Here is a 23,322-nt window from a genome sequence, read left to right as displayed (position 1 = left end):
TTCCTCCCCTTGCGGTGGTTGCAAGGGGAATTCGAAGGGCCGGGAACGACCCGGGCTTGGCGCGGACATGGCGATCGCATGTCGGACGGATGAGTTCCGCATGTTCCGCGACCCGTACGCTGCCGAGTCATGAACACCGTGAGAACCAGCGACGAGGAACGCACCGACGAGCGCACCGCCGAGCGACGCGTCGGCGAAGGGCGCACCGGTACGCGGAAGGTGGCCGTCGTCACGGGCGCCGGTTCCGGCATCGGCCGGGCGGTCGCCGTCGAACTGCTCGCCGCCGGGTGGTCGGTGGCCCTGGCCGGCCGCCGCCCCGAGCCCCTGGCCGAGACGGCCGCGGCGGCGCCGGCGGGCTGGGGGTACCTCCCAGGCCGTTCAGGCACTGGGGGAGGCACACCGCTCACCGTCCGCGCCGACGTGTCACGCCCGGAGGACGTGGCGGCCCTGTTCGGCGCGGTGCGCGACCGGTTCGGGCGGCTGGACCTGCTGTTCAACAACGCGGGGACCTTCGGCCCCGGCGGCGTGCCGGTCGAGGAACTGCCCTACGACGCCTGGCGGCACGTGGTGGACACCAACCTCAACGGGGCGTTCCTGTGCGCGCAGGCGGCGTACCGGCAGATGAAGGAACAGGATCCGCGGGGCGGCCGGATCATCAACAACGGCTCGATCTCGGCGCACACTCCGCGCCCGCACTCGGTGGCGTACACCGCGACCAAGCACGCGCTGACGGGCCTGACCAAGTCGCTGTCGCTGGACGGCCGCCCCTACGGCATCGCGGTCGGCCAGATCGACATCGGCAACGCGGCGACCGACATGACGGCCGGGATGCAGACCGGCGCGCTCCAGGCCAACGGGGAGACGGCACCCGAGCCCGTGATGGATGTCGCCGACGTGGCGCGCACGGTGCGGCACATGGCGGAGCTGCCCCTGGAGGCGAACGTGCAGTTCGCGACGGTCCTGGCGACGGCGATGCCGTACGTGGGGCGCGGCTGAGTCCGGTCACACGATCGGAATTTCAGAATCCGCGGTATTGCGGCCGGTGGAGGACGTATGCTCAAATCTCCTTCACCAGAACTTCACACTTGAAGCGTTGGTACTCCACAACGCTCCATGAGCCATACCGAGGGGGGGGAGGCGGCAGCCGTTCCACCGCACCGGTCGCACCGGTGGGCGGAACGGCTGCCGCACCGTTTCCGTTTCTGCTCCTGCTCCTGCTCCTGCTTCGCAGTTACGCCTGCCCGGTCTCGAAGCGGGCGATCCGGCCCTCCTCGTCCACGGTGAAGTCCCACCGGGTGCGCATCTCGCCCCAGGTGTCGTTGCGGTAGCGGGCGATGAGGGCGCGACCGCCGTTCGACTCGTTGTCGACCTCCATGTGGCCGTTGGAGGAGAAGATCTCCTGGTCGATCCACTGGTCGAGGTTCCGGTCGTCTCCGTCGTCGGCCATGGTGGCGTCCGGGGCGAGCAGCGAGAGGAAGGCCTCGCGGTCGTGGGCGTTGACGGCGGTGACGAAGGCGCGGACGGCCGGGTCGCTGAGTCGCGTGGTCTGAATCGTCATGGCGGCAGCGTCACACCGGCTCCGCACCCCCGCCACCCGAACGCCGCCTGTGGCGGGCCCGCGTGGCGCGGAGGGGCGACGGTGGACGGGTGAGCCACCCGCAGCGTACGAGGGAGCCGACGTGAACTGTTTCGACCGGCGTGATCTGGGCCTGCTGCTGCTCCGGCTGGGCACCGGCGGCGTCCTGGCGGCGCACGGGTCGCAGAAGCTGCTCGGCTGGTTCGGCGGCGGCGGGATCGAGGCCACCGGCCAGGCCATGGAGGCCATGGGCTACGCACCCGGCCGGGCCAGCGCCACCGCGGCGGGACTCGCGGAGGCGGGCGGCGGCATGCTGCTCGCCCTGGGCCTGGCGACCCCGGCGGCGGGCGCGGCGGCGGTCGGCGCGATGGCCGGCGCGGCGGCGGTGCACGCCCCGAACGGCTTCTTCGCCCAGGCCGGCGGCTACGAGTACGCGGCGTCCCTCGGCCTGACGGCGGCGGGCCTCGCGGTCTCGGGCCCCGGCCGGCTCTCCCTCGACCACGCCCTCGGCCACGCGGTCAACCGCAACTGGATGGTCCCCGCCGCCCTCGCGGCGACGGCGGCGGCCACGACGGTGGTCGTGGGGGCACGGAACAGGCGGCTGCGGAAGGCCGCCGAGGGACAGCAGGAACCGCTGTTCGACTGACCGCACCCGGCCGTCCCCGTGGCACGCTGCTCCACATGAGCGACCACCCGCACGGCGCGCGAGCCGACCTGTGGACCACGATCGACGACCTGTGGAAGTGGCTGGAGGCGGACCAGCCCGTCCGCGGCCGGGAGGGCCTCCTCCTACGCATGCTGAAGCTGTCGGAGGAGGTCGGCGAGGTCGCCGAGGCGGTGATCGGCGCGACCGGCCAGAACCCGCGCAAGGGCGTCACGCACACCTGGGACGACGTGCGGGCGGAGCTGTGCGACGTCGCGATCACGGCGCTGGTGGCGCTGCGCACCCTGACGCCCGAGGCCCGCGAGGTCTTCGGCCGGCACCTGGCCTGGGTGGCGGACCGGCCCCGGGGCGCATCGTCCGGTGCCAGCGAATCGTGACCGCCCGCCACCGCGGTTCGCCCCGCCCGGAGCAGTTCTACATCAGTCCGTGGCGGGACGGCGTGACGGCGGGACGGCGTGACGTGGCGGGGCCCGGGAGTCGTATCCAGCTCCCGGGCCCCTGGGGATGCCACCCAATTGCGCACACCGGCGGCGTTTAAGAGGACGGATCAGTCATCAGGCCATCGCGTTCTGCCTTTGAACTACCGCACCGTGAAGAGGTGCAGACGAGATTCGAACTCGCACTCGACGGCGTTCGTCCGTCCCCGGTCGAGCCGGTGATCGGCGGCAATACTGAAGCTGGAGCGAGAGTCTGAGATTGACGGTCCGGACCGTTGCGGCCCGAGCCTCTTCAGGCTGATCTTCAGTTTCAGCTTGCGCTCATCGCGCGAGCCGGTCCTCAATCCGGCCCGCGCCTGTTGCGCACCCCCGCGCTCGCACGCGGGGGCGTTCGTGAAGGCTACCCGTCACCGGCCTCAGCCGAGCAGGTAACCGAAAATGGCGTCACCGACCCGCTGGTCGACGACCTCGGCGCCGTTGGCCTCCTCGCGGGCGTACTTCACGGCCTGCTGGAGCTTCTCGATCCGCTCCACCAGCTCGTTCACTCGCCGCGCCGGGAGGGCGCCGGAGAACTTCACGGTGGTCCAGTACCCGATGGGCACGTCCTCGTAGTACACCTCGACCTGCGCCGGGTGCTTGTCGGTCGCCTCGGCCTTGACGTGGTTGCGCGGGACCTTCTTCGTCCGGATGGTGCGCACCGGGTCCGTCTTCCACCAGTCCGTGGAGGGGTCCTGCGACCAGGACTCGGCGGCGTCCAGGGTGGGCAGCTTCCTGACGAACGCGTGCAGATCGGCGAGCTGCTTCTCCAGGAAGAGCAGATGTCCGACCGGGACGTCGGCGACCACGGTCCGCCCGTCGACCGTGACGTCCGCGCGGGCCGAGCAGTTCGCCCAGTCCTTGGTCGCGGTCACGTCGAACAGCCGCGTCAGCGACGCGGACATCTCGCGCAGTACGTCCTCGGCCTGCACCTGCACCCGGGTGGACTCGGGCGGCAACTGCTCGCCCTCCTCGTCCTTGGGCTGGTACGAGCGCGAGATACCGGCCAGCAGCGCCGGCTTCTGCACCTTCTGGTGCGCCGCGGTGATGTCCTGGAGCGACTTGCTCTTGACGCCCTTCTCGACGGCGATGATCTGGTTCAGTTTCGTCATGTCTGGTCCCCCTCCGAACAGGCATGACCGTATCCCACCGGTCCGGGGACCCGCACGTTCAATTGTTCGCGCGGGCCCCCGGGTTCGGTCATCCCGCGGTGCAGGAGACCGAGGGCCAGGTCCAGTTGCCGTTGGCCTGGATGGTGGCGCCCCAGTTGTTGCCGCTGCCGTTCGACTTGGCGGTCAGCGTCTGCGCGTTGGGATAGGTCGCGTTGATGTTCCAGGTCGACATGACCTTCGCCGGCGACGGCACGTTCATCGTCACCGTCCAGTCACTGGCCCCGCTGACGGACACGTTGAGGTTGTAGCGGTCGCCCCACTTCTGCCCGGCGGACAGTGTCGCGGTGCAGGCACCACCGCCACCACCGTTGTCACCTCCCCCGCCTTCCCCGCCGCCACCGCTGCCGTCGGGGGCGACCGCACGGCCGGTCTGCGGCGAGATCATGCCGGAGCACAGCCCCTTGCTCGCCAGGGTCTGCGCGATGCGCGGGATGGCGGCGAGGGTGTTGGCCGGCCAGTCGTGCATGAGGATGACCTGGCCGTTGCCGAGGCGCGAGACGGCCTGCACGATCGCGTCGGTACTGGCGTTGTTCCAGTCCTGCGAGTCGACGTCCCAGATCACCTCGGTCAGCCCGTACTTGGCCTCGACCGACCGGAGCGTCGCGTTGGTCTCGCCGTACGGCGGCCGGAACAGCTTGGGCGTCCCGCCGCCCGCGCCCGCGATCGCCTGCTGGGTGCGGGAGATCTCGGAGTCCATCTGGGCCTGGCTGAGCTGGGTCATGTGCGGGTGGGTGTAGCTGTGGTTGGCGACCCACATGCCGGCGTCGACCTGGGCCCGGACCAGGGACGGGTTCTGGGCGGCGTACTGGCCCTCATTGAACATGGTGGCCCGCAGCCCGTTCTGCCGGAGCGCGTTGAGCAGGGACTGGGTGCTGCCGGAGGGGCCGTCGTCGAAGGTGAGGCCGACGTAGCCGTTGCAGGCCGCGGCCCGGGCCGGGGCGGCGCTCCCGGCCGCGACGGTGCCGGCGGCGGCGAACGCGGTGACGGCGACGCCGGTGGCCAGGGTGCGCAGGGGGCGCGACGAGGCGCGTGATCCGGTACGCATACGAGTGATTCCTCCTCTCGGGGCGTGCGGTGGTGGGGTCATCCCGCGGTGCAGGAGACCGAGGGCCAGGTCCAGTTGCCGTTGGCCTGGATGGTGGCGCCCCAGTTGTTGCCGCTGCCGTTCGACTTGGCGGTCAGCGTCTGCGCGTTGGGGTAGGTCGCGTTGATGTTCCAGGTCGACATGACCTTCGCCGGGGACGGCACGTTCATCGTCACCGTCCAGTCGTCGGCCCCGCTGACGGACACGTTGAGGTTGTAGCGGTCGCCCCACTTCTGCCCGGCGGACAGCGTGGCGGTGCACCCGCCGCCTCCGCCACCGTCGCCGCCACCGCCGTTGTCGCCGCCACCGCCGCTCGTACCGCCGACGTTGATGTTGGAGCTGCCGCTGCTCTGGTAGCCCTCGGTGGCCATGATCATGTAGTAGCTGAAGTTGCCGAGCGGCATCCCAGCCCGCGCCCACGCGTCGAAGTGGTTGCCGGTGGTGATGGTGCCGCCGGTCCGCTTCGACTGCCGGACGCTCCAGTACTGGTCGAAGGTGCGGGTGCCCTCGACGGAGGGCTTGTTGACGCGGGTCGTCTTGTAGATGTCGTAGGTGCCGCCGTCACTGGTGACGGTGCCCTTGTACTCGCCCGTGGGCCGGTAGGTGCCCCAGTTGTCGACGATGTAGTACTCGACGAGCGGGTTGGACGTCCATCCGTAGAGCGCCAGGTACGCGTTGCCCGACGGGTTGAAGGTGCCCGAGTACTGCACGGTCCGGCGACCGCCGTTGGCCCAGCCCTTGCCGGCGACGAAGTTGCCGGTGTTGCGCCACGAGGTGCTGTACTGACCGCCGGACCCCATGTTCATGGAGACGGTGCCCTGGCTGTCGGTCCAGAACGAGTAGTAGTAGCCGTTGTTGGTGCCCTCCTGGTTGGTCGTGACGACCGTGTCGGCCTGGGCGGTGCCCGGCAGCATCAACGCGGCGAGCGCGGCCAGCGCGACGGCCCACGCACTCCTGATCAGCAACGTGACGGGACCTCGTCTGCGGCGCCTCGGTTGAACGAGCAGGTTCATGGGGGGTGTTCCTCTCCTGCGGAGGTGCGGACAACGGCGCCAGTGTTGGCCTGCACTCGTCAAGCGTCAACAGTTTCGGTAGATGTTTCGAAACCTTCGCCGGTCCATGAGACACCCACCGCGAAAGATATCTGCAGCTCAATCCGCCTTCCTCCCCTGTCTGCACACTGCAGTCGGGAATCATCCGACGAAGCCTCCTGAAAGCAGGAGGCACACATCCGAAAATTTCGACGCCTTGCTCTCTGGACAGCCGCGGTGTGACCTCACATCCTCGGTGGAGGCAGAGCACCGTTCCCCACGACGGAAGTTGGTCGCTCGTGAAGTTCAGCTACGCGATGCTCCCCGACTACCCGCTGGCCGAGTCCCTGGAGTCGATCCGGCTCGCCGACGAACTCGGCTTCCACGCCTGTTACGCCGCCGACGAGACCTGGCACAAGGACCTCTGGCTCCTCTTCGCCGCGGCGGCCGGCCACACGAACCGCATCCGCCTGGGCCCCAGCGTCTCCCCGGTGACGCTGCGCGAGCCGACCCTGATCGCCCAGGCCCTCGCCACGCTCGACGAGCTCTCGGACGGGCGTGCCGAAGGCGTCCTGTCCAGCGGCAACTTCGGCCTGCTGGCCCAGTACCGCATCGACTGGGCCCGCACCAGGCCGCTGTCCCGCGTGAAGGAAGCCCTGCACGTGATGCGCACGTTCCTGGACGAGGGCGCAATCACGCACGAGGGCGAGTTCTTCTCCTACGACGGGCTGTTCACGTTCGCCCGGCCGGTCCAGGACCGGCTGCCGCTGAAGCTCGGCGCGATGCGCGGACCGAAGTCCTTCGAGGCGGCCGGGGAGTTGTCGGACGGCTGCCACCACGCCCTGAGCTACACCCGCGAGGCCTACGACTACGCGGTGCGGCACATCAGGGCGGGCGCGGAGCGGGCCGGCAAGGACTGGCGCTCGCTGGACATCGGGGCCTGGGTGGTCTTCGCCACCGGGCCCGACTCGGCGACCGCCAAGGAGGCGGCGCGCAGCATGGTCGGCATCTACGCCTCCTCCATGCCCGCGGAGCAACTGCGCCGCAACGGCGTCGACCCGGCGGAGCTGAAGCCGGTCATCGACGCGATCGGCGCCGGCGACCTGGCCCGCGGCATCGAACTGACCACCCCGGAGATCGCCGACCGCCTCTCCGTCGCGGGCACGCCCGAGGAGTGCCGGGAGAAGATCGAGCGGGACATCGCACCCAGCGGCGTCAACCACATGATCTGCGCGATCACCGACCGCGCTCTGGTGAGGGCGTTCACGGGCCGGGACCTGGCGGGGGCGGCCGACGTGAACACGCAACTGCGGCTGATCGCGGAGCGGGTGATGCCGGGGCTCGGGTGAGGCTCGTAACTGCGAGGGCTCGGGTGAGGCTCGTAACTGCGGGGGCTCGGGTGGGGCGCGTGACTGCGGGGCTCGGGGGTGGGGCTCACCCGAAGGGGCCGAAGTCCCTCATCTGCTCCATCGTGCTCTCGTGGCTCCGCTTCACGTAGTCGTCGGCGGCCTGGTTCAGAGCCTGGTCACGGGCGCTCCGGAGTTTTCCGTAGGTCTGGGGGCTGAACTGCTCGATCTTCTGGACGGCGTCCGCGCCGTCGCCGAACTTCTTGGCCGTCGCCAGGCCGCCGAGAATCATCGACCCGATCTTGACCCCCGCCTTGATGCCGGGGTGCGGGATGGCGTTCGCGACCTGGCCCACCGCCCCGCTCGTCGCCACGGAGCCGAGGAGGGTCCCCTCCATTTCCCGCTTCTTCGACTCCAGCGTTTCGTCGAACTGGGCCATGAGCCGCTGGCTCTCCTCCGGGCTCGCCTGCTGCGCGGCCCGCTCGACCACCTGGCGCACCTTGTCCTCGCCCTCGAGCGCGACCCAGGCTGCCCAGCGCATCCCCTCCGTCACGCTCTCCGCACTCGGCGCGGGCTCGGTGAACACCGCGGCCCGACTGGTGACGGCCGACTGCGCCCCCTTGCCCAGCCCCGTCAAGAACGGACTGTCCGACGTGTGTTCGGCCATCTTCTGCCGTGCCAGCTTCGCCAGCACGTCGGCGAGCGGACCGGAGCTCGGCCCGCCCTGGGACGCCCCGGGACCGCCGCCACTCGACTGCCGCTGGTTCATCTGCCGCAGCATCGCGCTCGGAGTGGCGGGAACGGGCGCCCGCTGCGGCTCCGCGAGGGTCTTGATGACGCGGGCGCAGATGACCTCGACCAGTTCCTCCGCGCCGGCTTTGCTGTCCTCGTAGACGTGGTTCTTCTCCTCGGCCAGGAGCCCCTTGATCACGGCAACGGCCGCGAACTCCACACGGCCTGACGCCCCGAGACCGAGGTTGGCCCCCATGCGGGTTTTGACGCCTTCGAGGATCGAGACGTGGTACTGCCCGAGGAACGCCCGAACGCTCTCCTCGTTGCTCAACTCCCGCGTGCTCTGCGGATTCTGCGCGTCCCGGAGGCTCACCCGCCGCTGGATCACGCCCACCCCGGCGGCGGAGTGCCGGTGCCGCTGCGACCGAGGCTCCGCGTGCCCGGACTGACGGACCATCTGTACGGCCGCCGCGTTGCCGGCCTTCCCCTGAAGGCCGAGCAGGCCCTGCAGTTGTCCGGGAAGGGCCGGACCGGATCGGTGGGGTGCACGCGCGTCCTTCTTGGCCCCGCCCGTCCTGGCGCTCTCATGGCTGTACAAGGAAGCTCCTCCGATGACGTGCAGTCGTCAAACTTCCTACCCGATGTCCTCCCCCTGCCGCCAGGTACTCCCGAGCAGTACCGGCTGCTCGAAGGGGCAATGATCGCGCCGAGCCGGCCCCGGGAGGGAATGGTGGGCGCCACCATCCGCCGGCCCGGAATTGTGTGACGGGCCCACGTGCCCGAGGTCTCCCATCCTTCCTACGGTGTTCCGCCATGGAGAGCACCGAGAGTCCCCTCACCCACCGGTTCCTGACCGGACGCAAGGCCCTGGTCACGGGGGCCGCCGGCGGAATCGGCCGGGCCTGTGCCGAGGCCTTCGCCGCGGCGGGGGCCGAGGTGTACGTCGTGGACCTGGTCGCCGAGGCCGCCAAGGACGTGGCCGCGGCGACCGGCGGCACGGCGATCGTGGCCGACCTCGCCGACCCGGACGCGGTGGAGGCCCTGCCGGACGACGCCGACATCGTGGTCAACAACGCCGGCCTCCAGCACGTCGCCCCCGTCCACGCGTTCCCGATGGACCGCTTCGCCCTGATCCAGCGGGTGATGGTGGAGGCGCCGTTCCGGATCGTGCGCCGCGCCCTTCCGCACATGTACGCGCGGGAGTGGGGCCGGGTCGTCAACATCTCCTCGGTGCACGGCCTGCGCGCCAGCCCCTACAAGTCGGCGTACGTCATGGCCAAGCACGCCCTCGAAGGGCTCAGCAAGGTGGTCGCCCTGGAGGGTGCCGCCCACGGCGTCACCAGCAACTGTCTGAATCCCGGCTACGTCCGCACCCCGCTCGTCGAGGACCAGATCGCGGACCAGGCGCTCGCCCACGGCATCCCGGCGGGTGAAGTGGTCGAGCGGGTCTTCCTCGAACGCACCGCCATCAAGCGGCTGATCGAGCCGGCCGAGGTCGCCGGGGCCGCCCTGTGGCTGTGCGCCGAGAACACCGGCTACGTCACGGGCTCCTCGCTGCCGCTGGACGGCGGCTGGACGGCCCACTGAGGGCCCACTGGCGCCCTTAACCCCCGTAGCCCCATCCCCCGTCCCCATAGCCCCACCCCCCACCGCCCACTCCCCCGGACCCGCTCGACCGTCCCCGACGTCCCCCGAGCCCGGCGGATCCGACCCATATCGCCCCGAGACGGTGACACACATGGCCAGCGCTCACACCGCCGTGAACGAACCAGGCAGCCCCAAGAAACCGGCCGGCCTCCGCAAGGTCGTCGCGGCCAGTCTCGTCGGCACCACCATCGAGTGGTACGACTACTTCCTCTACGGCTCCGCCGCGGCCCTCGTCTTCGGCCGGGTCTTCTTCCCGGAGTCCGACCCGCTCACCGGCACCCTGCTCTCCTTCCTCACCTACGCCATCGGCTTCGCCGCCCGCCCCGTCGGCGCCGTCGTCTTCGGCCACTTCGGCGACCGCCTGGGCCGCAAGAAGCTCCTGGTGATCAGCCTGCTGATGATGGGCGGCTCGACCACCCTGATCGGCTGCGTCCCCGGCTACGACACGCTGGGCGTCGCCGCTCCGCTGCTGCTCACCACGCTGCGCCTGGTCCAGGGCTTCGCGCTGGGCGGCGAATGGGGCGGGGCGGTGCTGCTGGTGTCCGAGCACGGCGACGCCCGGCGCCGCGGCTTCTGGGCGTCGTGGCCGCAGGGCGGCGCGCCGGCGGGCAATCTGCTGGCCGTCGGTGTCCTCTCCCTGATGACCACCGTGCTCAGCGACGACGCGTTCAACTCCTGGGGCTGGCGCGTCCCGTTCCTGCTCTCCGGTGTCCTGGTCATGGTCGGCATGTGGATCCGGCTGTCCGTCGACGAGTCCCCGCTGTTCAAGGAGGCACTGGCCAGGTCGAAGGAGCGCGAGGCGAAGCAGCGGGCCGAGCAGTTGCCGTTCGTCGCGGTCGTCCGCGACCACTGGCGGGACATCCTGGTCGCGATGGGCGCCCGCATGGCGGAGAACATCTCGTACTACGTGATCACCGCCTTCGTCCTGACGTACTGCGTGGAACACCTCGACATCGACAAGCAGCCCGCGCTGAACGCGGTGCTGATCGGCTCGGCGGTGCAGTTCTGCCTGATCCCGCTGTTCGGCGCGCTCTCCGACCGGGTCGGCCGCAAGCCGGTCTACCTGGTGGGCGCGATCGGTGTGGGCGCGTGGTCGTGGGCGTTCTTCGGTCTGCTGGACACCCGGTCGTTCCCGGCGCTCGTCCTGGCGGTCACCGTCGGGCTGGTCTTCCACAGCGCGATGTACGCCCCGCAGGCCGCGTTCTTCTCCGAGCTGTTCGCCACCCGGATGCGCTACACCGGTGCCTCCATCGGCGCCCAGCTCTCCTCGGTCGCGGCCGGCGCCCCCGCCCCGCTGATCGCCACGGCGCTGCTGGGTTCCTACGGCTCCTCCGTCCCGATCTCGGTGTACGTCGCACTGTCGGCGGTCGTCACCGTGATCGCCGTCGTCGCCGCCCGGGAGACCCGCGGCACGGACCTGGCCGCGGTCGGGCCGGCCGGTCCCGGAGCGGCGGCCCGTCCGGCCCCCGACCCGAAGGAGACCGCCTCCACGTGAGCCGTCCATGAGGGCCGTGGGATGACGGAGGGGGCGGACTTCCCGCCCCCTCCGTCATGTCTCTCCCGTCCCCGCCCTGCCTCTCACCCCGTCGCCCTTGCGGGAGCTGCCCGCCTTCCTCACAATGGTCCGCCCATGCCCACGAACACGTCCGTCGCCGCCCACCTGCGCCGACTCCTCGACCTCCTGGCCTCCGGTGCCCCCGCCGAGGACTTCGGCACCGTCGCCACCGAGGCGCGGCGCGGCGGCGTCGACGGCGACGACCTCGCGGAGATCGAGCAGGCCACCCAGGCCGCGTTGCGCGTGCGCGGCGCGCTGCGGCAGCACCAGCGCCGGGAGGCGGAACTCACCGCCCTGTTCGACACCGCCGGCGACCTCGCGGCGCTGCGCGACCTGGACGCGGTACTGCGGTCCATCGTGCGCCGCGCCCGCATGCTGCTCGGCACCGACACGGCGTACCTGACGCTTCCCGACGAGGAGGCGGGCGACACCTTCATGCGGGTCACCGACGGCTCCGTGTCCGAGCTGTTCCAGAACCTGCGGCTGCAGCTCGGCGAGGGCCTCGGCGGCCTGGTCGCGCAGACCGCGCGGCCCTACGCCACGCCCGACTACCGCACGGACGAACGCTTCCACCACACGCACAGCATCGACGCCGGTGTCCTGGACGAGGGCCTGGTCGCGATCCTCGGCGTTCCCCTGCTGCTGGGTTCCGGGAGCGGCGGCAAGGTGATCGGCGCCCTGTTCGCCGCCGACCGCACGCCGCGCACCTTCTCCCCGGACGAGGTGGCCCTGCTGTGTTCGCTGGCCAACCACGCCGCCATCGCGATCGACACGGCGAAGGCCATGACCGACGCGCGGGTCGCGCTGGCCGAACTGGCCGAGGCCAACGCCGTCATCCGGGAGCGCTCGGCCGCCATGCAGCGGGCCGAAGAGTCCCACGACCGGCTCAGCGACCTGGTGCTGCGGGGCGGGGACGTGGCAGACGTGGCCGCCGCCGTCGCGGACCTCCTGGAGGGCGACGTCACGGTGTTCGACGCGGGAGGGTGGCCGCTCACCCCGACGGCGCACGGCGCCGGGGGCGCCGGCGGGAGCGCCCCGGCCGGCACGAGCGGTACGGACGCCCCGAAGGGCTTCGTCGGCACCGACGGCACTGGTGGCACCGACGACGCCGCGGCCCTGGTGCGGGCCGCCGAGGAGTCGCGCGCCACCGCCCACGCAGTGGTCCACGACGGACGGTGGGTGTGCGCGGTGCTGGCCGGGCAGGAGATGCTGGGCAGCCTGGTGCTGTCGGGGCGCCCCGACCTGGACGGCCCCGACCGGCGCCTGTTCGAGCGGAGCAGCGTCGTCACCTCGCTGCTCCTGCTGCTGCGCCGCTCGGTCGCCGAGGCGGAGAACCGGGTGCGCGGCGACCTGATCACCGACCTGCTCACGGCGCCCGATCGCGACCCCGCCGGTCTGGTGGCGCGTGGCCGCAATCTCGGCATCGACCTGAACCGTCCGCATCTGGTGCTGGTCGCCTCGACGGACGCGGACGTGCGCGACCGGCTGGCGGGCGCCGCCGTGCAGTACCTGTTCGGCGGCGACGGTGTCAGCGCGGAACACGCCGGTACGGTCATGCTGGTCCCGGACGGCGGGGCCACGCCGGGCGACGCGGCCGGCGCCGCCGCCGAGCAGCTCACCCACCTGGTGGGCGCCCCGGTCACCGTGGCCGGTGCCGGGCCCGCCGCCGGACCGCGCGCCCTCGCCGACGCCCACGCCGAGGCCGCGCGCTGTCTGCAGGCGCTCACGGTGCTGGGCCGCCGGGGAGCCGGCGGGAGCGCCGGCGAACTCGGCTTCCTCGGGGTGCTGCTGGGCGAGGACCACGACGTCGAGGGTTTCGTCAGGGCCACCCTCGGCCCGCTGCTGGAGTACGACGACCGGCGCGGCACCCAGCTGGTGCGCACCCTGGGCGCCTACTTCGGCTGCGGCGGGAGCCTGACCCGGGCCAAGGAGGAGCTGCACGTGCACATCAACACGGTGGTGCAGCGCCTGGACCGCGTCCAGGCCCTCCTCGGCCCGGACTGGAACAGCCCGGAGAACGCCCTGGAGCTGCAACTCGCCCTGCGCCTGCGGCTGCTGTCCCGCGGCTGACCCTCGGCCGGCAGGTACTCCGCCGGTTCCCGGCACCCTCGGGAAATTGGGCTGAGGGGACCGCCCCGCGCCTGCTTCGATGGGCCCATGATGTCCTCCGAGCGGTTGCTCGCCTTCGCGGCGATGTCGTTCCTGCTGATCGTGATCCCGGGCCCCAGCGTGCTCTTCGTGATCGGCCGGGCGCTTGCGCAAGGGCGCAGGGCCGCGCTGACCACGGTCGTGGGGAACACGCTGGGCGCCTACGCGCTCGTCGTGGCCGTGACGCTCGGGGTCGGGTCGGTCGTCGAACGCTCGGTGCTCGTCTTCACGACGCTGAAGCTCGCCGGCGCCGCCTACCTGGTCCACCTGGGTGTCAGGGCGTGGCGGCAACGCGGCTCGTTGCACGCCGCGGTCACGGAACGGGAATCCGCGCGGAACGGCGGCGGCCTGCGCACGCTGTGGGAGGGGTTCGCGGTCGGTGTGGCCAACCCGAAGACCATGGTCTTCTTCGCCGCCGTCCTCCCCCAGTTCGTGGACCGCGCCCAGGGCCACGTGATGACGCAGATGCTGTTGCTGGGCCTGATCTTCAACATCATCGCGGTGGCCTGCGACAGCGTGTGGGGCCTGGCCGCCGCGGCCGGCCGCGACTGGTTCGCCCGCTCCCCCCGACGCCTCTCCCTGGTCGGTGGAATCGGCGGCCTCACGATGATCGGCCTCGGCGTCACGGTCGCGGTGACGGGACGCAAGGACTGATCCGAGGATCTCCGTGTTTCACTCCTGCTCGTCGTCCTCCTCTTCGAAGTCGAACGCCAACTGGTTCGGTACCGCACGATCCGGCAGGACAACTGGCGCAGTTGCTGTCGGATCCAGCGCGTCGTCCACCTCGTGGGGCAGGGCGTAGTCGTCGGCGAGGCGTGCGAGGTGCAGGATCAGAGGCAGAGCCAAGCCGTCACGACCAGCGCGATAGTCCTCGCTGAATCGTTGCTGGTGGACGAATACCGCCCACGCCTCCGCGTCGTCACCGGGCTGGAGACACGCCGCGGTCAGTTCGAGAAGGTCGGGGTTCCAGGCGTTCGTCGTCGGCCGGTACGCGTTCTTGCCCGACGGGTTGGTGTGCGGCGTCAGCTTTGCGTCGTCGTTGGTGAGCTTGGACTGCGTGCCCGACTTGCCGATCGTGCTGTAGAAGACCCGGTCGGAGTCACCCTGTGCCTGCGGCCGCCACAGCCCCATCGCGATCCCCGCACTCTGTCTGCCGTCCAGTTCGGGATGAAGTTCCTCACCTTCGGCCCAGCACTGTGCCGTCTCGTCCCGGCTGCCGTCGGCAACCCGGACGATGCGAAGCTGCTTGCCGTACAGACCGATCCGCTGAACGGGACCGCCGTCGAGTCCGAGCCTGTCCCGTTCCAGACCATCGTTCTTCAGCCACGGCCAACGCTTCCGGACGTCCTGCGCATGCACCAGGACAAGCGTCGGAGCACTGCGCAGCTGGGCGAGTGTCTTCTTCACGAAGGCTGCCGTGAGTGCCGACTGCTCGGCGCTGTTCCTCCTGCCTTCCACCCGTCCCGTCAAGGACTTGAGGAGTTCGGGGTACGGCACCCATGTGTGCATGTCGACAGACTTGCCCAGCACGCACTTCGCGCCTGGCCGGATGAGCACCGCGATCGGCGTGAACTGCTGCTTGCCCGTGGGGCTGTCGACTCGACGTTCCACGAGGTGGAAAGCCACCTGACTCAGGTTCGGGGGGATGAGCTCGTCACCGAGCGCGTGCCGCGGCACCAGCCGCACCCCGGTCTGGCGCAGGCCGTCCGACCATGCCGCGGCGGCACGCAGACCCGCATCGGTGAGAGCTTCCTCCGCGTCGTCATCCGGGTCCGGAGGGCGGATGAACTGGGTCACCAGGCCCGCGTCGGCACAACCGAGGCGGATTGCGTGCTTGGGGTCGGCGCGTCGCCTGGCGTGGCGGAAGGCGTCCCGACCATCGAGTTCCACGAAGGCCAGCCGCGCTCCGGGAACCGCTTCACGCAGCGTGGTCATGGCTCGCGCCACACCAGTGCGGCGCTCCTCGATGGCCTTGTCGTGTTCCCGCCCGCGACGCGGCACGTTGTCGCCTCCCAGCGGTGCGCCAAGGGCCCCAAGGGGCAGCGCGTGCAGCCGGACGGTCAGCTCCTCCGCCTCCCACACCCAGGTTTCGGGACCCTGCGCGCGCCGGTGCGCTGCCAGCCCCAGGCTGGACTCGGCCGCCCTGATCATCTGATCGCGAATGACGTCGTTCTGGTGGAGCACGACTGCGGTGAGATCCTCCCCTTCGAGTGCCTCGGCCAGTCGTGCCCGCAGGACCTTGGCATTGTGGGCCGCGTTCAGCTCACGCTCCTCCATGATGGCGGCCAGCTCCTCGGGATCCTTCTTCTCCTTGTTCTTGGGGACGGACGGCAGCTTCTTGAGCTGCTTGCCCGGCGGTCGCGTGTACGCACTGCGCTTGAGGCGCGGAACGGGAACGAACTCGGGGGCGATCGCCTGCTCCGCCCACTCGATCAGTCGTCGACGCTCGCTGGGCATCAGTCCGGTGCCGATCGCGTGCCTGCCCATGGCCGCCTGGTGCCCGACCGCGATCTGGATGCCGTCCCGACCGTGGATCCAGTGGTCGGCCTCCTTTACCAGGCGGTCCGGGGACGGCAGTGCGTCGAGTGCGCTGATCCGGGCGAGCATGCCTTCCGCTCCGCCCTGGCGCCAGTTCGTAGTGCCGTTCTTCCACTCCAGCATGGCGACGGCGAAGCGCTGCGACTGAGGACCGTCGTGAACGAGGGAACCGTCCGGGAGCAAGTACGCAGACACACCCTTGCCGTAGGGCATGTAGACCTTGCCGGTGACGAACCGACGTACCCCGGCGGCCAAGTGAACACGGGGCACGGGTGAGAAGGGTACGGTGCGCACGGTGATGCGGAGGGTAGCCGCGTAGTAGGCCGGCTTGCCGTCACCGCCGCCGGCACGCCGCGCGGGTACGTACTCGATCAGGTCCGACATCAGCTCGGCTCCCCCGCTGCCTTGTCCCCGGGCACCGGTGCGACCCGCGACTTGCCGGAACGACAACTGCCGCCCGTGGTGCTCGTACGGTGCCTGGCGCGCGATCCGTTCGGCGAGGACATCGGGAAGCAACCGGTATACGTGAGGTGCGGGCACAGCGGTGCCGGCGGGCGACAGCTTCTGTTCGAGGAGGTCGACCGCGCCGGGCTGCCAGCCGAGAGCCGCGGTGTCCAGGTCGCGGAAGCAGCCCGTCAGCAAGGCCGCACTCTCGGGATCCTCGGTATCGCGCTGAAGGCTCCTGAGCCAGGCGGCGAGGTAGAGGTTCGTCACCGCCGTCGGGTACGCCTCCTGGCAGTACAGCCAGGGGTTCTCCGAGCCGAACCGTGCCGTGGAGTCGATCGCGACGATGTCCGGCGCGGTGGCACGCAACAACTGGTTGAACGCCGCCGTGGGGACGCGACGCCGTCGCTGAGCCTGTTCCTTGGCCATTCCACCGTGGTAGAGGCGCAGTAGTGGTTCCTCCCAGTGGGAGGGCAGGGAGAGCGCGTGCATCGGGACGACGAAGGGTCCCTGTACCGGGTCGGGCAGGTATGCGGCCGGGCGGTTGTACTGGTACTGGGCCATGAGACCGGTTCTCCTTGGGAAGGCGCGAAGACTGTGATGAGACGCCGACACGTCACGGGTACGTGCGTGCTGTGGCGGACGCCGTCAGCCCATGTCGACCAGGGCGTGGTAGAGCGGTTCGTACAACTCACGGACAAGGGACTTGTCAATAGGGGCGGGGTCGCTGCCCGCCGTTGTCCCGTCCCCGAAGTAGGGGGCGAGCACCTCGCGCATGCTCGCCAGCAGGCTGGTGTCGGGGGTGTCCGCATCCTGGAACCCGGCTTCCCGGGGGGAGAAGGCCGCGTCGACGAAGACCACCCGGGCGGGCACACCGCCGCGCACCAGGCGACCGATGACCTGCCACATGACGACGAGCTGATCCCAGGTGAACGCCTCCTTCTCCTCTTCTCGCAGGCTCGACCAGGCCAGGCGCCGCGTGAGGAAGCGATTCCACCGGTGCCGTGCGCGGCTGCGGAACGCCACCGCCGCTTGGTCGGGGGTGCCGGCGGCGAGCGCGCTCTGCCTGAAAGAACCGTCGGCGTCTCGGAGCTGGCGCACGGCCCAGTCGTTGATGGACTGAATGGCGAGCGAGATGTCGTCGGGGCGCGGGTGAGGTCGAGCCAGGAAGTAGACCGTGCCGATGGCCGCCTTGCCGCCACGCAGGACGATGTTGTGTCCTCGCTCCACGGCGAGGAGCGGAGCGACGAGAACGTCCCCGCCCACCGAGGGAAAGGCTTTCACGTCGCCCCGGGGCAGTGTCCGGGCGGCGGCGCTCTCCGGCAACCGGACCCAGGACGTGTCGGAGTCCGCGTCGTCGGAGACCAGCCGGGTGACACGGCCGTTCCACTCGGGGATCTGGTTGAGGTATTCGGCGGCTCGTCGTGCCTCGTCGTAACTGCCGACGAGCAGGAGGATGCGGCGACGGTCGGGATCGTCGATCTCCTTCAACTCCGTGTCCAGCATGCTCTCGGCATCGGGCAGGCTGCGGTCCGGCACCGCGAGCTGGTCCAGCATGTGGAGGAGAGCCTGTGGCCGTTCTTCGGCGTCGCATCCGGACAGGCGCAGTGGTCTGGGCCGGTCGTTTCCGGGCCAGTACAGGAACTCCTTGCGGAACTCGCTGCCCAGTACGGCTTCGACTTCCTCGTCGTGCGGGCGCAGGATCGCGCCGACCTCGGCGTGCACGTGGTACCTGCTCGAGGTGCCCGCCCAGCTCGTCGCGGACATGAGCAGGACGTTCGGGCCCGGTCGGCCGTCCACTGCCGAGAGGTCGCCGAGTCGCATGAGCAGCTCGCGGCCCACACCGTTGCAGTGGAAGAAGCGCAGCTCACCGCTGCGGTCGCCGTCGCGCTCACGATCATCGTGACGGAACTGGAAGCCGAGCACGTTCCCCATGGGCGACTCGGGGATGACCGCCTCGTAGTCCTTCGGAGGCCTGCGGGAGAGTACGTTCGAGGTGCTCTCGAGACTGAGTGCCGCCTCGACGCGGGGCCACAGTGTGGTCATGAAGTCGAGACGGCTGTGCAAGGCGGCGAGGAGAAGGGTGAACTCGAAACGGCGGGCTTGGAGGTCGGCGTCCGCCAGGACCGTACTCTCGTCTCCGACGATGCCGGTAAGTGTGTCACGCAGCCTTTCTCGCGTCCGTGCTCCCTGGGGCGCGTGCAGGAGTTCCAGGGTGAGGTGGACGAAGGTGTTCACCAAGGGCGTCACTTCGTCGTCGGAGCCTTCGCTCAGCTGCTCGTGCAGCGGATCGTCGCGGAACCGGCCGAGCGCGCCGTCCAGCGTCCGGGCCGCCGCGATCGGGCTCTCGCCTTCCTTCCGCCCCGGGAACCAGCTGTCCAGCAGCAGGTTGTGCAGGGTGAAGGCGCTGAAGTAGTCGACGCTGATCCACCGCCTGAGTGTGTCGTCCTTGACGAGCAGGGCGAAGAGGCGGTCGGTGGCGGCACTGACCGTGTTGACCGCGTTGGTCCAGTCGTCGACGTCGCGGGCGGATAGCTGGAGCCGGCCGTCCCGGGCCATCTGCTGGAACTTGTGAACCGCTACTTCGTCGAACCATGAATTGGGGGCCCTGCCCACCAGGGTGCTGGCCGGGGCGAAAGCCGTGTCGAGCTGCATCTGCACCCGGTCCGCCTCGTCCACGATGACCAGGTCGCTGAGTCTGCACGCGAGTTCGAGGTAGCGGATCTGCTCCTGGTGCTGGTGCAGCGGGACGGAGCTGTGTACGAGGCCGGCGGGGGTGGCAACCCACACCTGAGCATCGACCAGGTCACGCGACGCACGGTGACGCGGGCAGCGGTTCCACAACGGGCACAGTCTCCGCTGAGGCTTCGGGCCGCGGACACTGGGCCGCGTGCTGCCGCTTTCGTCGTCCAGGAAGGCGTCGCCGTCCGTGCTCTCCCGCTCGGGGACGGTGTACAGCGTGATGCACGGTGCCTCGCGGACGCCGAGCGGGCGTCGGGCTTCCAGGCCGCGCAGCACGTCGACCGGGCAGGCGCTGCTCAGGTGGGCGAAGCCCGGGTGGTCGTGCCCGAGCATGGTGGCGGCGCCCGCCGTCGCGGTGCGTCGGTGCAGCCGGTTGATGTTGCGTTCTCGGGTGGAGTGCCCCAGGATCGGCGCCGCCCGCACCCCGAGCCGGTCGAACTGGTCAACTACGGCGAGCATCTCGGCGACGTCGCCGACGACGATGGTCACCCGGCGGGCTGACCGGGACACGATGTGGTATGTCAGGATGTCGCGGAGGGTGGACTTGCCGGCTCCCACCATCCCCACCAGATGCAGGAGCCGGTTGATCTTCAGTCGGCCCCGTTGGGTGAAACGGCCGAGCTCCGTGTCACGGACGAGCAGTTTCACCCGCTGGAGTCGTCCGGCCCAGCCGTTTCGCGGCCCATCCGGAACCACGGCCTCGATGGCGTCCATCTCGTCGGCGGCCTTCTCGAACTCTTCCCAGGAGACGTCGATGGGCTCTCCGTCACCGGCCGGTGGTGCGTCGAGGGCGTGGGCCCGCGGCAGGGTTTCCGTCAGCAGTTCCTCGTCGAACACCACGGAGTGGGTGCGGTCCTGCACCCGGAAGGTGTGCTCCCCCACCTCGGCGAACGGAATGGACCGTGTCGCAAACCGTGGCGGGGTGCTGAGCAGTTCCTCGAAGACCTCGAAACGGCGTCCGGCACGTGACGTCTCGCGACGGCGTGGTACGGCAGTGGGCCTGTCGAGGTCGTACCCGCGCAGGTGCTGCGGGACCTTCAGGTAGTCGGCCAGCGCTTCCCGCCAGGCGTGGCGGCGCCGCATGTCCCACAGATAGTGGCGGGCGCGCATCACGCGCAGTCGCTGTTCCTCGGTGCGGACGTCGCCGAACACCTCGCTGTACGGGTAACCGCCCAGCAGTGGCCAGACGTCTGCGGCCGTCCGGGTGGGTGTCACGTCCTGCAGCAGATACAGACCAAGTTCGACGTCGAGAAGGTCGCCCGGGCGGAAGCTTCCGAGATGCTCCGGCCACACCTCGTTGAGCTGCTGCGGTGAACAGCTCCGGTGCCATCCCCTTCGGTCACGCACGGCGTCCTCCTTCGGTACGCAGGTCCTCCGTCTTGTCACGCGCGGCGGAGATCTCATCGGCGACCAACCTCAGGAAGGCCTGGTCGTCCAGAAGGATGACCCGGTCGACCAGGTCCTCCGGCAGATTGCGGCGGAACTGCCGTCCATACGCCTCGTTGTCACGGAAGCGGTACCGGGGCACGACGAGAAACGCCCGGTCGTAGGGTGGCTCGTTCCTGAACGGCGTGAGGGAACGCGCCAGGAGGACGGGATTCACCCGGTCCTTGACGTCCACCGCCCAGTGCCGTCTCCCCGGCAGCGGGACGCGCAGGTCGTACGCGTCGTAGTTGGGCCACATCTCGGCACTGATCCCGAACCTCTTCGCCAGTGCGGCTTGCAGATCGGTCTCCGCCAGCCCGGGGCTGGTGACGAACATCCGCAAGGGACGGCTGAGCTGGAACACCCCGCCCTTGTCGGCACGCAGCGGCGTGCCGTCGTCCGGGACACCGTCGCGGCGGCACCGGTCCAGTTCGCACCGGTACCCTCCGAGCAGCAGCGGCACCATGAGACAGCGGCAGCGAGCGCACTGCCGGTAGGTGCCGTGCCGCAGATAGGCGGCGGGCACGGGCTCGTAGCAGCGTCTGATCACGTCGTGCAGCAGCATCCCGCAGTCGGGGTCGCCGCCCAGCAGTGCGAGTTCGGCACCGGTCAGGACGGGCCTGGAAGTGAGCAGAGCCCGGAATGCGGTGTACGCCTGGGGCGCCTTGGCCGCACGACACACGGCGAGTGCCTCGAGGATGCGTTCGTTCTCGAAGAGCTCGGCGGCCGGGTCGGCCGCGTTCACCTCCCACTCCATGCACAGTTGGTACGGCAGCCGCGTCTCCGGGTCGACGAGCAGGGCAGCACCCGGGAAGTTCTCCCGCGGCAGCTCCAACGGCCACTCTTCCAGGGGGCGCTCGCATGCCCAGCGGACCATCTGCGGCACGCTGCCCGGTGGCTCCGTGCCGCGCCGCAGGCAGTGCAGCACGAGGCGGTTGTACGCGTTCTGCACCTTGGCCGGGTAGACCGGGTTGGGCACGCTCCGCTGCCGGGACAGAGTCGCCAGGGCACTGGTGACCTGACGGAGCAGCGCTTCGTCCGTCCCGCGGGCTTCCTCGGACCGTTCGTCTGTGCTGCGGGTCAAGGTCATGCCTCCCCCTCTTCCGCTCCGGCGTCGTCGTTCGCCGGGTTGCTCGGGCACCACCGTGATACCGGACAGGTCTGACAATGCGGTCCGGGTCGGGCGTCCCACGTCTCGTCCTCCCGCCACGGGCCGGCGTACCGCTGCAGAACCGAGAGCGCCTTGCGCTGACGGCCGGGGTCCGCCGGGTCGATCACGTGCGGGTCTGAACCGTCCGGCCGGAGAATCTCCACCTCAACGCGCGAACCGCCCGGATCGCCGCCCAGCGCGCCGTGCGCCAGGAGCGTTACCGCCAGGGCGAGTTGGGGGTAGGTGTCGAGAAAATCCTCGTGGCGGCCACGGCGCTTCCGCGTCGTCTTGAGCTCCCGCCACACCCACGAACCGTCCTCCAGGTACAGCAGGTCGGGTTTGGCGAGGACCACCGCCTGCGCCGCGGTGTCGTGGACGACCCGGAGTGCTTCGGGCTCGACCCGCTGAACCAGGGCGGCGTCCTGGAAGGGACAGGCGTCGACGTGGTGCAGCAGCATGTCCCTGCCGGTGGCGGCATCCTCGTCGCCGACCCGCCAGCGTCCCTCTGTCCAGTTCTCGCCCTCGTGCGGCATGTCACCGACCGTGCACGGTGGCCATCCCGGCCGCCGGTGCAGCTTCTCGATCCAGCCGTGCACGGCCTGACCGAGCCTGGCGGCACTGCCGTACTCGTCGGACTTGGGCAGGTGCAGGGCCCGGAGGAACCCCTGCGCGGGGCAGGCCCGGTGGTAACGCAGGTCGCTCACGGACACCTTCCGCAACGACGCGGCCCGCGAGGAGAGTCCAAGGACGCCAGGCCTGCGGGGAATGGCCTCGCATCCCGTGAACTGCTTGCACTCGACGCAGGAGGAGCCGGGCGTGGGCCTGCCACCGGACACGACACGGGCCACGTATGCGTGCCCGTGTTCGGCGTAGTACGCCTCGGCCTCTTCGGCCGTGCCGTCGAACTGCACCCGCGGCCGTCCGTCGGCCAGTCCGACCTCGACGACGCGGACCCGGTCCGGCCGGGCGGCGGGCCCGTCCGGCTGGAAGGCACGCGCCCACTTCCGGGGCCAGGCCGCCCGGCGTCCGTTGACGGCCACGTACACGGCGATGGCGATCTCGCCGGGCTCGGACGTCTTCGCCTCGCCGTGCCGCAGTCGCCGGTACTCGCGCAACCGGCCGTCGGCCGACTCGTACCTGCGCCACCAGGCGTACATCTCCCAGAACTTGCCGTTCTCGCGTTGCGCCACCCAGTACGGGTGGACCGGCCGCAGCTCGTGCTCCGCGTCGTCGGCGCACGCGTCCAGGTACGACCGGACGGCGTGCTCGACGTACGTCAGGTGACCGGGGTGCAGTACCGGGGTACGCGAGCGGAGTCCCGCCAGAGCCTGCTCCGGCGTCTCACCGTGGAACTCGACCTGGTCGACGGCGTCCATGACCGGGCCGAGGGTGAACGTCTCGACTTCCGGCTTCGGCAGCCCGAGACGCCGGGCGGGCCGCAGACCGGGCCGCGCCTTGGCGGCGGCGTGCGAGGGGCAGGTGTGCTCCTCGCTCCCGCCTGTGCCGGGCCCCACGCGCACGAGGCCCTCGTCTCCGGTCAGCCAGGCCGGCCGGTGCCATGCGGTGCTGCGGCTCATTGCCTCCCCCTCGTCCTG

Annotated in this window: 17 protein-coding genes; 8 read left to right on the top strand and 9 right to left on the bottom strand. The window is 70.3% G+C overall.

Annotation, left to right across the window (positions count from 1 at the left end; genetic code table 11):
* Positions 1 to 129 precede the first annotated feature (129 nt).
* Entirely contained in the window at positions 130 to 996 is an 867-nt protein-coding gene (locus D1J63_RS26235) for an SDR family oxidoreductase (protein WP_232250555.1), read from the top strand.
* 235 nt (positions 997 to 1,231) lie between these two features.
* Here D1J63_RS26235 and D1J63_RS26230 read toward each other — a convergent pair whose 3' ends face one another.
* Positions 1,232 to 1,558: a nuclear transport factor 2 family protein gene (locus D1J63_RS26230; RefSeq protein ID WP_102928549.1), complete on the bottom strand. Its 327-nt coding sequence runs from the start codon at positions 1,556 to 1,558 to the stop codon at positions 1,232 to 1,234.
* A gap of 121 nt (positions 1,559 to 1,679) precedes the next feature.
* Between D1J63_RS26230 and D1J63_RS26225 the strand changes: the two genes are divergently transcribed.
* Both D1J63_RS26225 and D1J63_RS26220 read left to right on the top strand, forming a co-directional pair.
* Complete coding sequence (locus tag D1J63_RS26225) at positions 1,680 to 2,222, top strand: DoxX family membrane protein (protein ID WP_125632199.1); 543 nt, start codon at positions 1,680 to 1,682, stop codon at positions 2,220 to 2,222.
* 35 nt (positions 2,223 to 2,257) lie between these two features.
* Positions 2,258 to 2,617, top strand: a complete 360-nt coding sequence (locus D1J63_RS26220; protein WP_125632197.1) for a MazG-like family protein — start codon at positions 2,258 to 2,260, stop codon at positions 2,615 to 2,617.
* A gap of 476 nt (positions 2,618 to 3,093) precedes the next feature.
* On the opposite strand, the gene D1J63_RS26215 is transcribed toward D1J63_RS26220, so the two are convergent.
* The 3 genes from D1J63_RS26215 to D1J63_RS26205 all read right to left on the bottom strand — a co-directional run bounded on the left by D1J63_RS26215 (position 3,094) and on the right by D1J63_RS26205 (position 5,982).
* Positions 3,094 to 3,825: a hypothetical protein gene (locus D1J63_RS26215; protein ID WP_125632195.1), complete on the bottom strand. Its 732-nt coding sequence runs from the start codon at positions 3,823 to 3,825 to the stop codon at positions 3,094 to 3,096.
* 88 nt (positions 3,826 to 3,913) lie between these two features.
* A complete protein-coding gene (locus D1J63_RS26210) occupies positions 3,914 to 4,930 on the bottom strand; it encodes a polysaccharide deacetylase family protein (protein ID WP_125632193.1) in 1,017 nt (338 codons plus the stop codon).
* A 38-nt stretch (positions 4,931 to 4,968) separates the two neighbouring features.
* On the bottom strand, positions 4,969 to 5,982 hold the full coding sequence (locus tag D1J63_RS26205) for a glycoside hydrolase family 11 protein (protein ID WP_125632191.1): 1,014 nt from the start codon (positions 5,980 to 5,982) through the stop codon (positions 4,969 to 4,971).
* 317 nt (positions 5,983 to 6,299) lie between these two features.
* Between D1J63_RS26205 and D1J63_RS26200 the strand changes: the two genes are divergently transcribed.
* Complete coding sequence (locus tag D1J63_RS26200) at positions 6,300 to 7,349, top strand: LLM class flavin-dependent oxidoreductase (protein WP_125632189.1); 1,050 nt, start codon at positions 6,300 to 6,302, stop codon at positions 7,347 to 7,349.
* 85 nt (positions 7,350 to 7,434) lie between these two features.
* Here D1J63_RS26200 and D1J63_RS26195 read toward each other — a convergent pair whose 3' ends face one another.
* Entirely contained in the window at positions 7,435 to 8,676 is a 1,242-nt protein-coding gene (locus D1J63_RS26195) for a hypothetical protein (RefSeq protein WP_125632187.1), read from the bottom strand.
* Between the two features lie 215 nt (positions 8,677 to 8,891).
* Between D1J63_RS26195 and D1J63_RS26190 the strand changes: the two genes are divergently transcribed.
* The 4 genes from D1J63_RS26190 to D1J63_RS26175 all read left to right on the top strand — a co-directional run bounded on the left by D1J63_RS26190 (position 8,892) and on the right by D1J63_RS26175 (position 14,082).
* A complete protein-coding gene (locus D1J63_RS26190; RefSeq protein WP_125632185.1) occupies positions 8,892 to 9,665 on the top strand; it encodes a 3-hydroxybutyrate dehydrogenase in 774 nt (257 codons plus the stop codon).
* Between the two features lie 151 nt (positions 9,666 to 9,816).
* Positions 9,817 to 11,220 carry an MFS transporter gene (locus tag D1J63_RS26185; RefSeq protein WP_125632183.1) on the top strand — a complete coding sequence of 468 codons (1,404 nt, stop codon included), beginning with the start codon at positions 9,817 to 9,819 and terminating at the stop codon, positions 11,218 to 11,220.
* A 135-nt stretch (positions 11,221 to 11,355) separates the two neighbouring features.
* Positions 11,356 to 13,350 (top strand): GAF domain-containing protein, encoded by a 1,995-nt coding sequence (locus D1J63_RS26180; RefSeq protein WP_125632181.1) that lies wholly within the window; start codon positions 11,356 to 11,358, stop codon positions 13,348 to 13,350.
* 87 nt (positions 13,351 to 13,437) lie between these two features.
* Positions 13,438 to 14,082: a LysE family translocator gene (locus D1J63_RS26175; protein WP_125632179.1), complete on the top strand. Its 645-nt coding sequence runs from the start codon at positions 13,438 to 13,440 to the stop codon at positions 14,080 to 14,082.
* A gap of 18 nt (positions 14,083 to 14,100) precedes the next feature.
* Here the strand turns inward: D1J63_RS26175 and D1J63_RS26170 are convergent, their stop codons facing one another.
* The 4 genes from D1J63_RS26170 to D1J63_RS26155 form a co-directional block, all read right to left on the bottom strand.
* On the bottom strand, positions 14,101 to 16,974 hold the full coding sequence (locus D1J63_RS26170) for a DUF3962 domain-containing protein (protein WP_125632177.1): 2,874 nt from the start codon (positions 16,972 to 16,974) through the stop codon (positions 14,101 to 14,103).
* A gap of 84 nt (positions 16,975 to 17,058) precedes the next feature.
* The gene (locus tag D1J63_RS26165; RefSeq protein ID WP_125632175.1) at positions 17,059 to 20,499 is read right to left on the bottom strand and encodes a signal recognition particle; all 3,441 of its coding nucleotides are present in this window, start codon (positions 20,497 to 20,499) and stop codon (positions 17,059 to 17,061) included.
* Positions 20,492 to 21,667 carry an HU-CCDC81 and SPOR domain-containing protein gene (locus tag D1J63_RS26160; protein WP_125632173.1) on the bottom strand — a complete coding sequence of 392 codons (1,176 nt, stop codon included), beginning with the start codon at positions 21,665 to 21,667 and terminating at the stop codon, positions 20,492 to 20,494. The genes D1J63_RS26165 and D1J63_RS26160 overlap by 8 nt, the downstream gene beginning before the upstream one ends.
* Positions 21,664 to 23,304: a PD-(D/E)XK nuclease family protein gene (locus D1J63_RS26155; protein WP_125632171.1), complete on the bottom strand. Its 1,641-nt coding sequence runs from the start codon at positions 23,302 to 23,304 to the stop codon at positions 21,664 to 21,666. The genes D1J63_RS26160 and D1J63_RS26155 overlap by 4 nt, the downstream gene beginning before the upstream one ends.
* Positions 23,305 to 23,322 lie beyond the last annotated feature (18 nt).

The sequence above is a fragment of the Streptomyces sp. KPB2 genome (assembly GCF_003950055.1).
Taxonomy (GTDB): Bacteria; Actinomycetota; Actinomycetes; order Streptomycetales; family Streptomycetaceae; genus Streptomyces; species Streptomyces salinarius.
This window is presented reverse-complemented; position numbering and strand designations above follow the sequence as displayed.

Bases quoted from the DNA above. Each gene is read 5' to 3' on its own strand.
- D1J63_RS26155 (WP_125632171.1), bottom strand. From the start codon at position 23,304: ATGAGCCGCAGCACCGCATGGCACCGGCCGGCCTGGCTGACCGGAGAC.
- D1J63_RS26215 (WP_125632195.1), bottom strand. From the start codon at position 3,825: ATGACGAAACTGAACCAGATCATCGCCGTCGAGAAGGGCGTCAAGAGC.
- D1J63_RS26190 (WP_125632185.1), top strand. From the start codon at position 8,892: ATGGAGAGCACCGAGAGTCCCCTCACCCACCGGTTCCTGACCGGACGC.
- D1J63_RS26185 (WP_125632183.1), top strand. From the start codon at position 9,817: ATGGCCAGCGCTCACACCGCCGTGAACGAACCAGGCAGCCCCAAGAAA.
- D1J63_RS26220 (WP_125632197.1), top strand. From the start codon at position 2,258: ATGAGCGACCACCCGCACGGCGCGCGAGCCGACCTGTGGACCACGATC.
- D1J63_RS26210 (WP_125632193.1), bottom strand. From the start codon at position 4,930: ATGCGTACCGGATCACGCGCCTCGTCGCGCCCCCTGCGCACCCTGGCC.
- D1J63_RS26180 (WP_125632181.1), top strand. From the start codon at position 11,356: ATGCCCACGAACACGTCCGTCGCCGCCCACCTGCGCCGACTCCTCGAC.
- D1J63_RS26205 (WP_125632191.1), bottom strand. From the start codon at position 5,982: ATGAACCTGCTCGTTCAACCGAGGCGCCGCAGACGAGGTCCCGTCACG.
- D1J63_RS26230 (WP_102928549.1), bottom strand. From the start codon at position 1,558: ATGACGATTCAGACCACGCGACTCAGCGACCCGGCCGTCCGCGCCTTC.
- D1J63_RS26175 (WP_125632179.1), top strand. From the start codon at position 13,438: ATGATGTCCTCCGAGCGGTTGCTCGCCTTCGCGGCGATGTCGTTCCTG.
- D1J63_RS26170 (WP_125632177.1), bottom strand. From the start codon at position 16,974: ATGGCCCAGTACCAGTACAACCGCCCGGCCGCATACCTGCCCGACCCG.
- D1J63_RS26160 (WP_125632173.1), bottom strand. From the start codon at position 21,667: ATGACCTTGACCCGCAGCACAGACGAACGGTCCGAGGAAGCCCGCGGG.
- D1J63_RS26235 (WP_232250555.1), top strand. From the start codon at position 130: ATGAACACCGTGAGAACCAGCGACGAGGAACGCACCGACGAGCGCACC.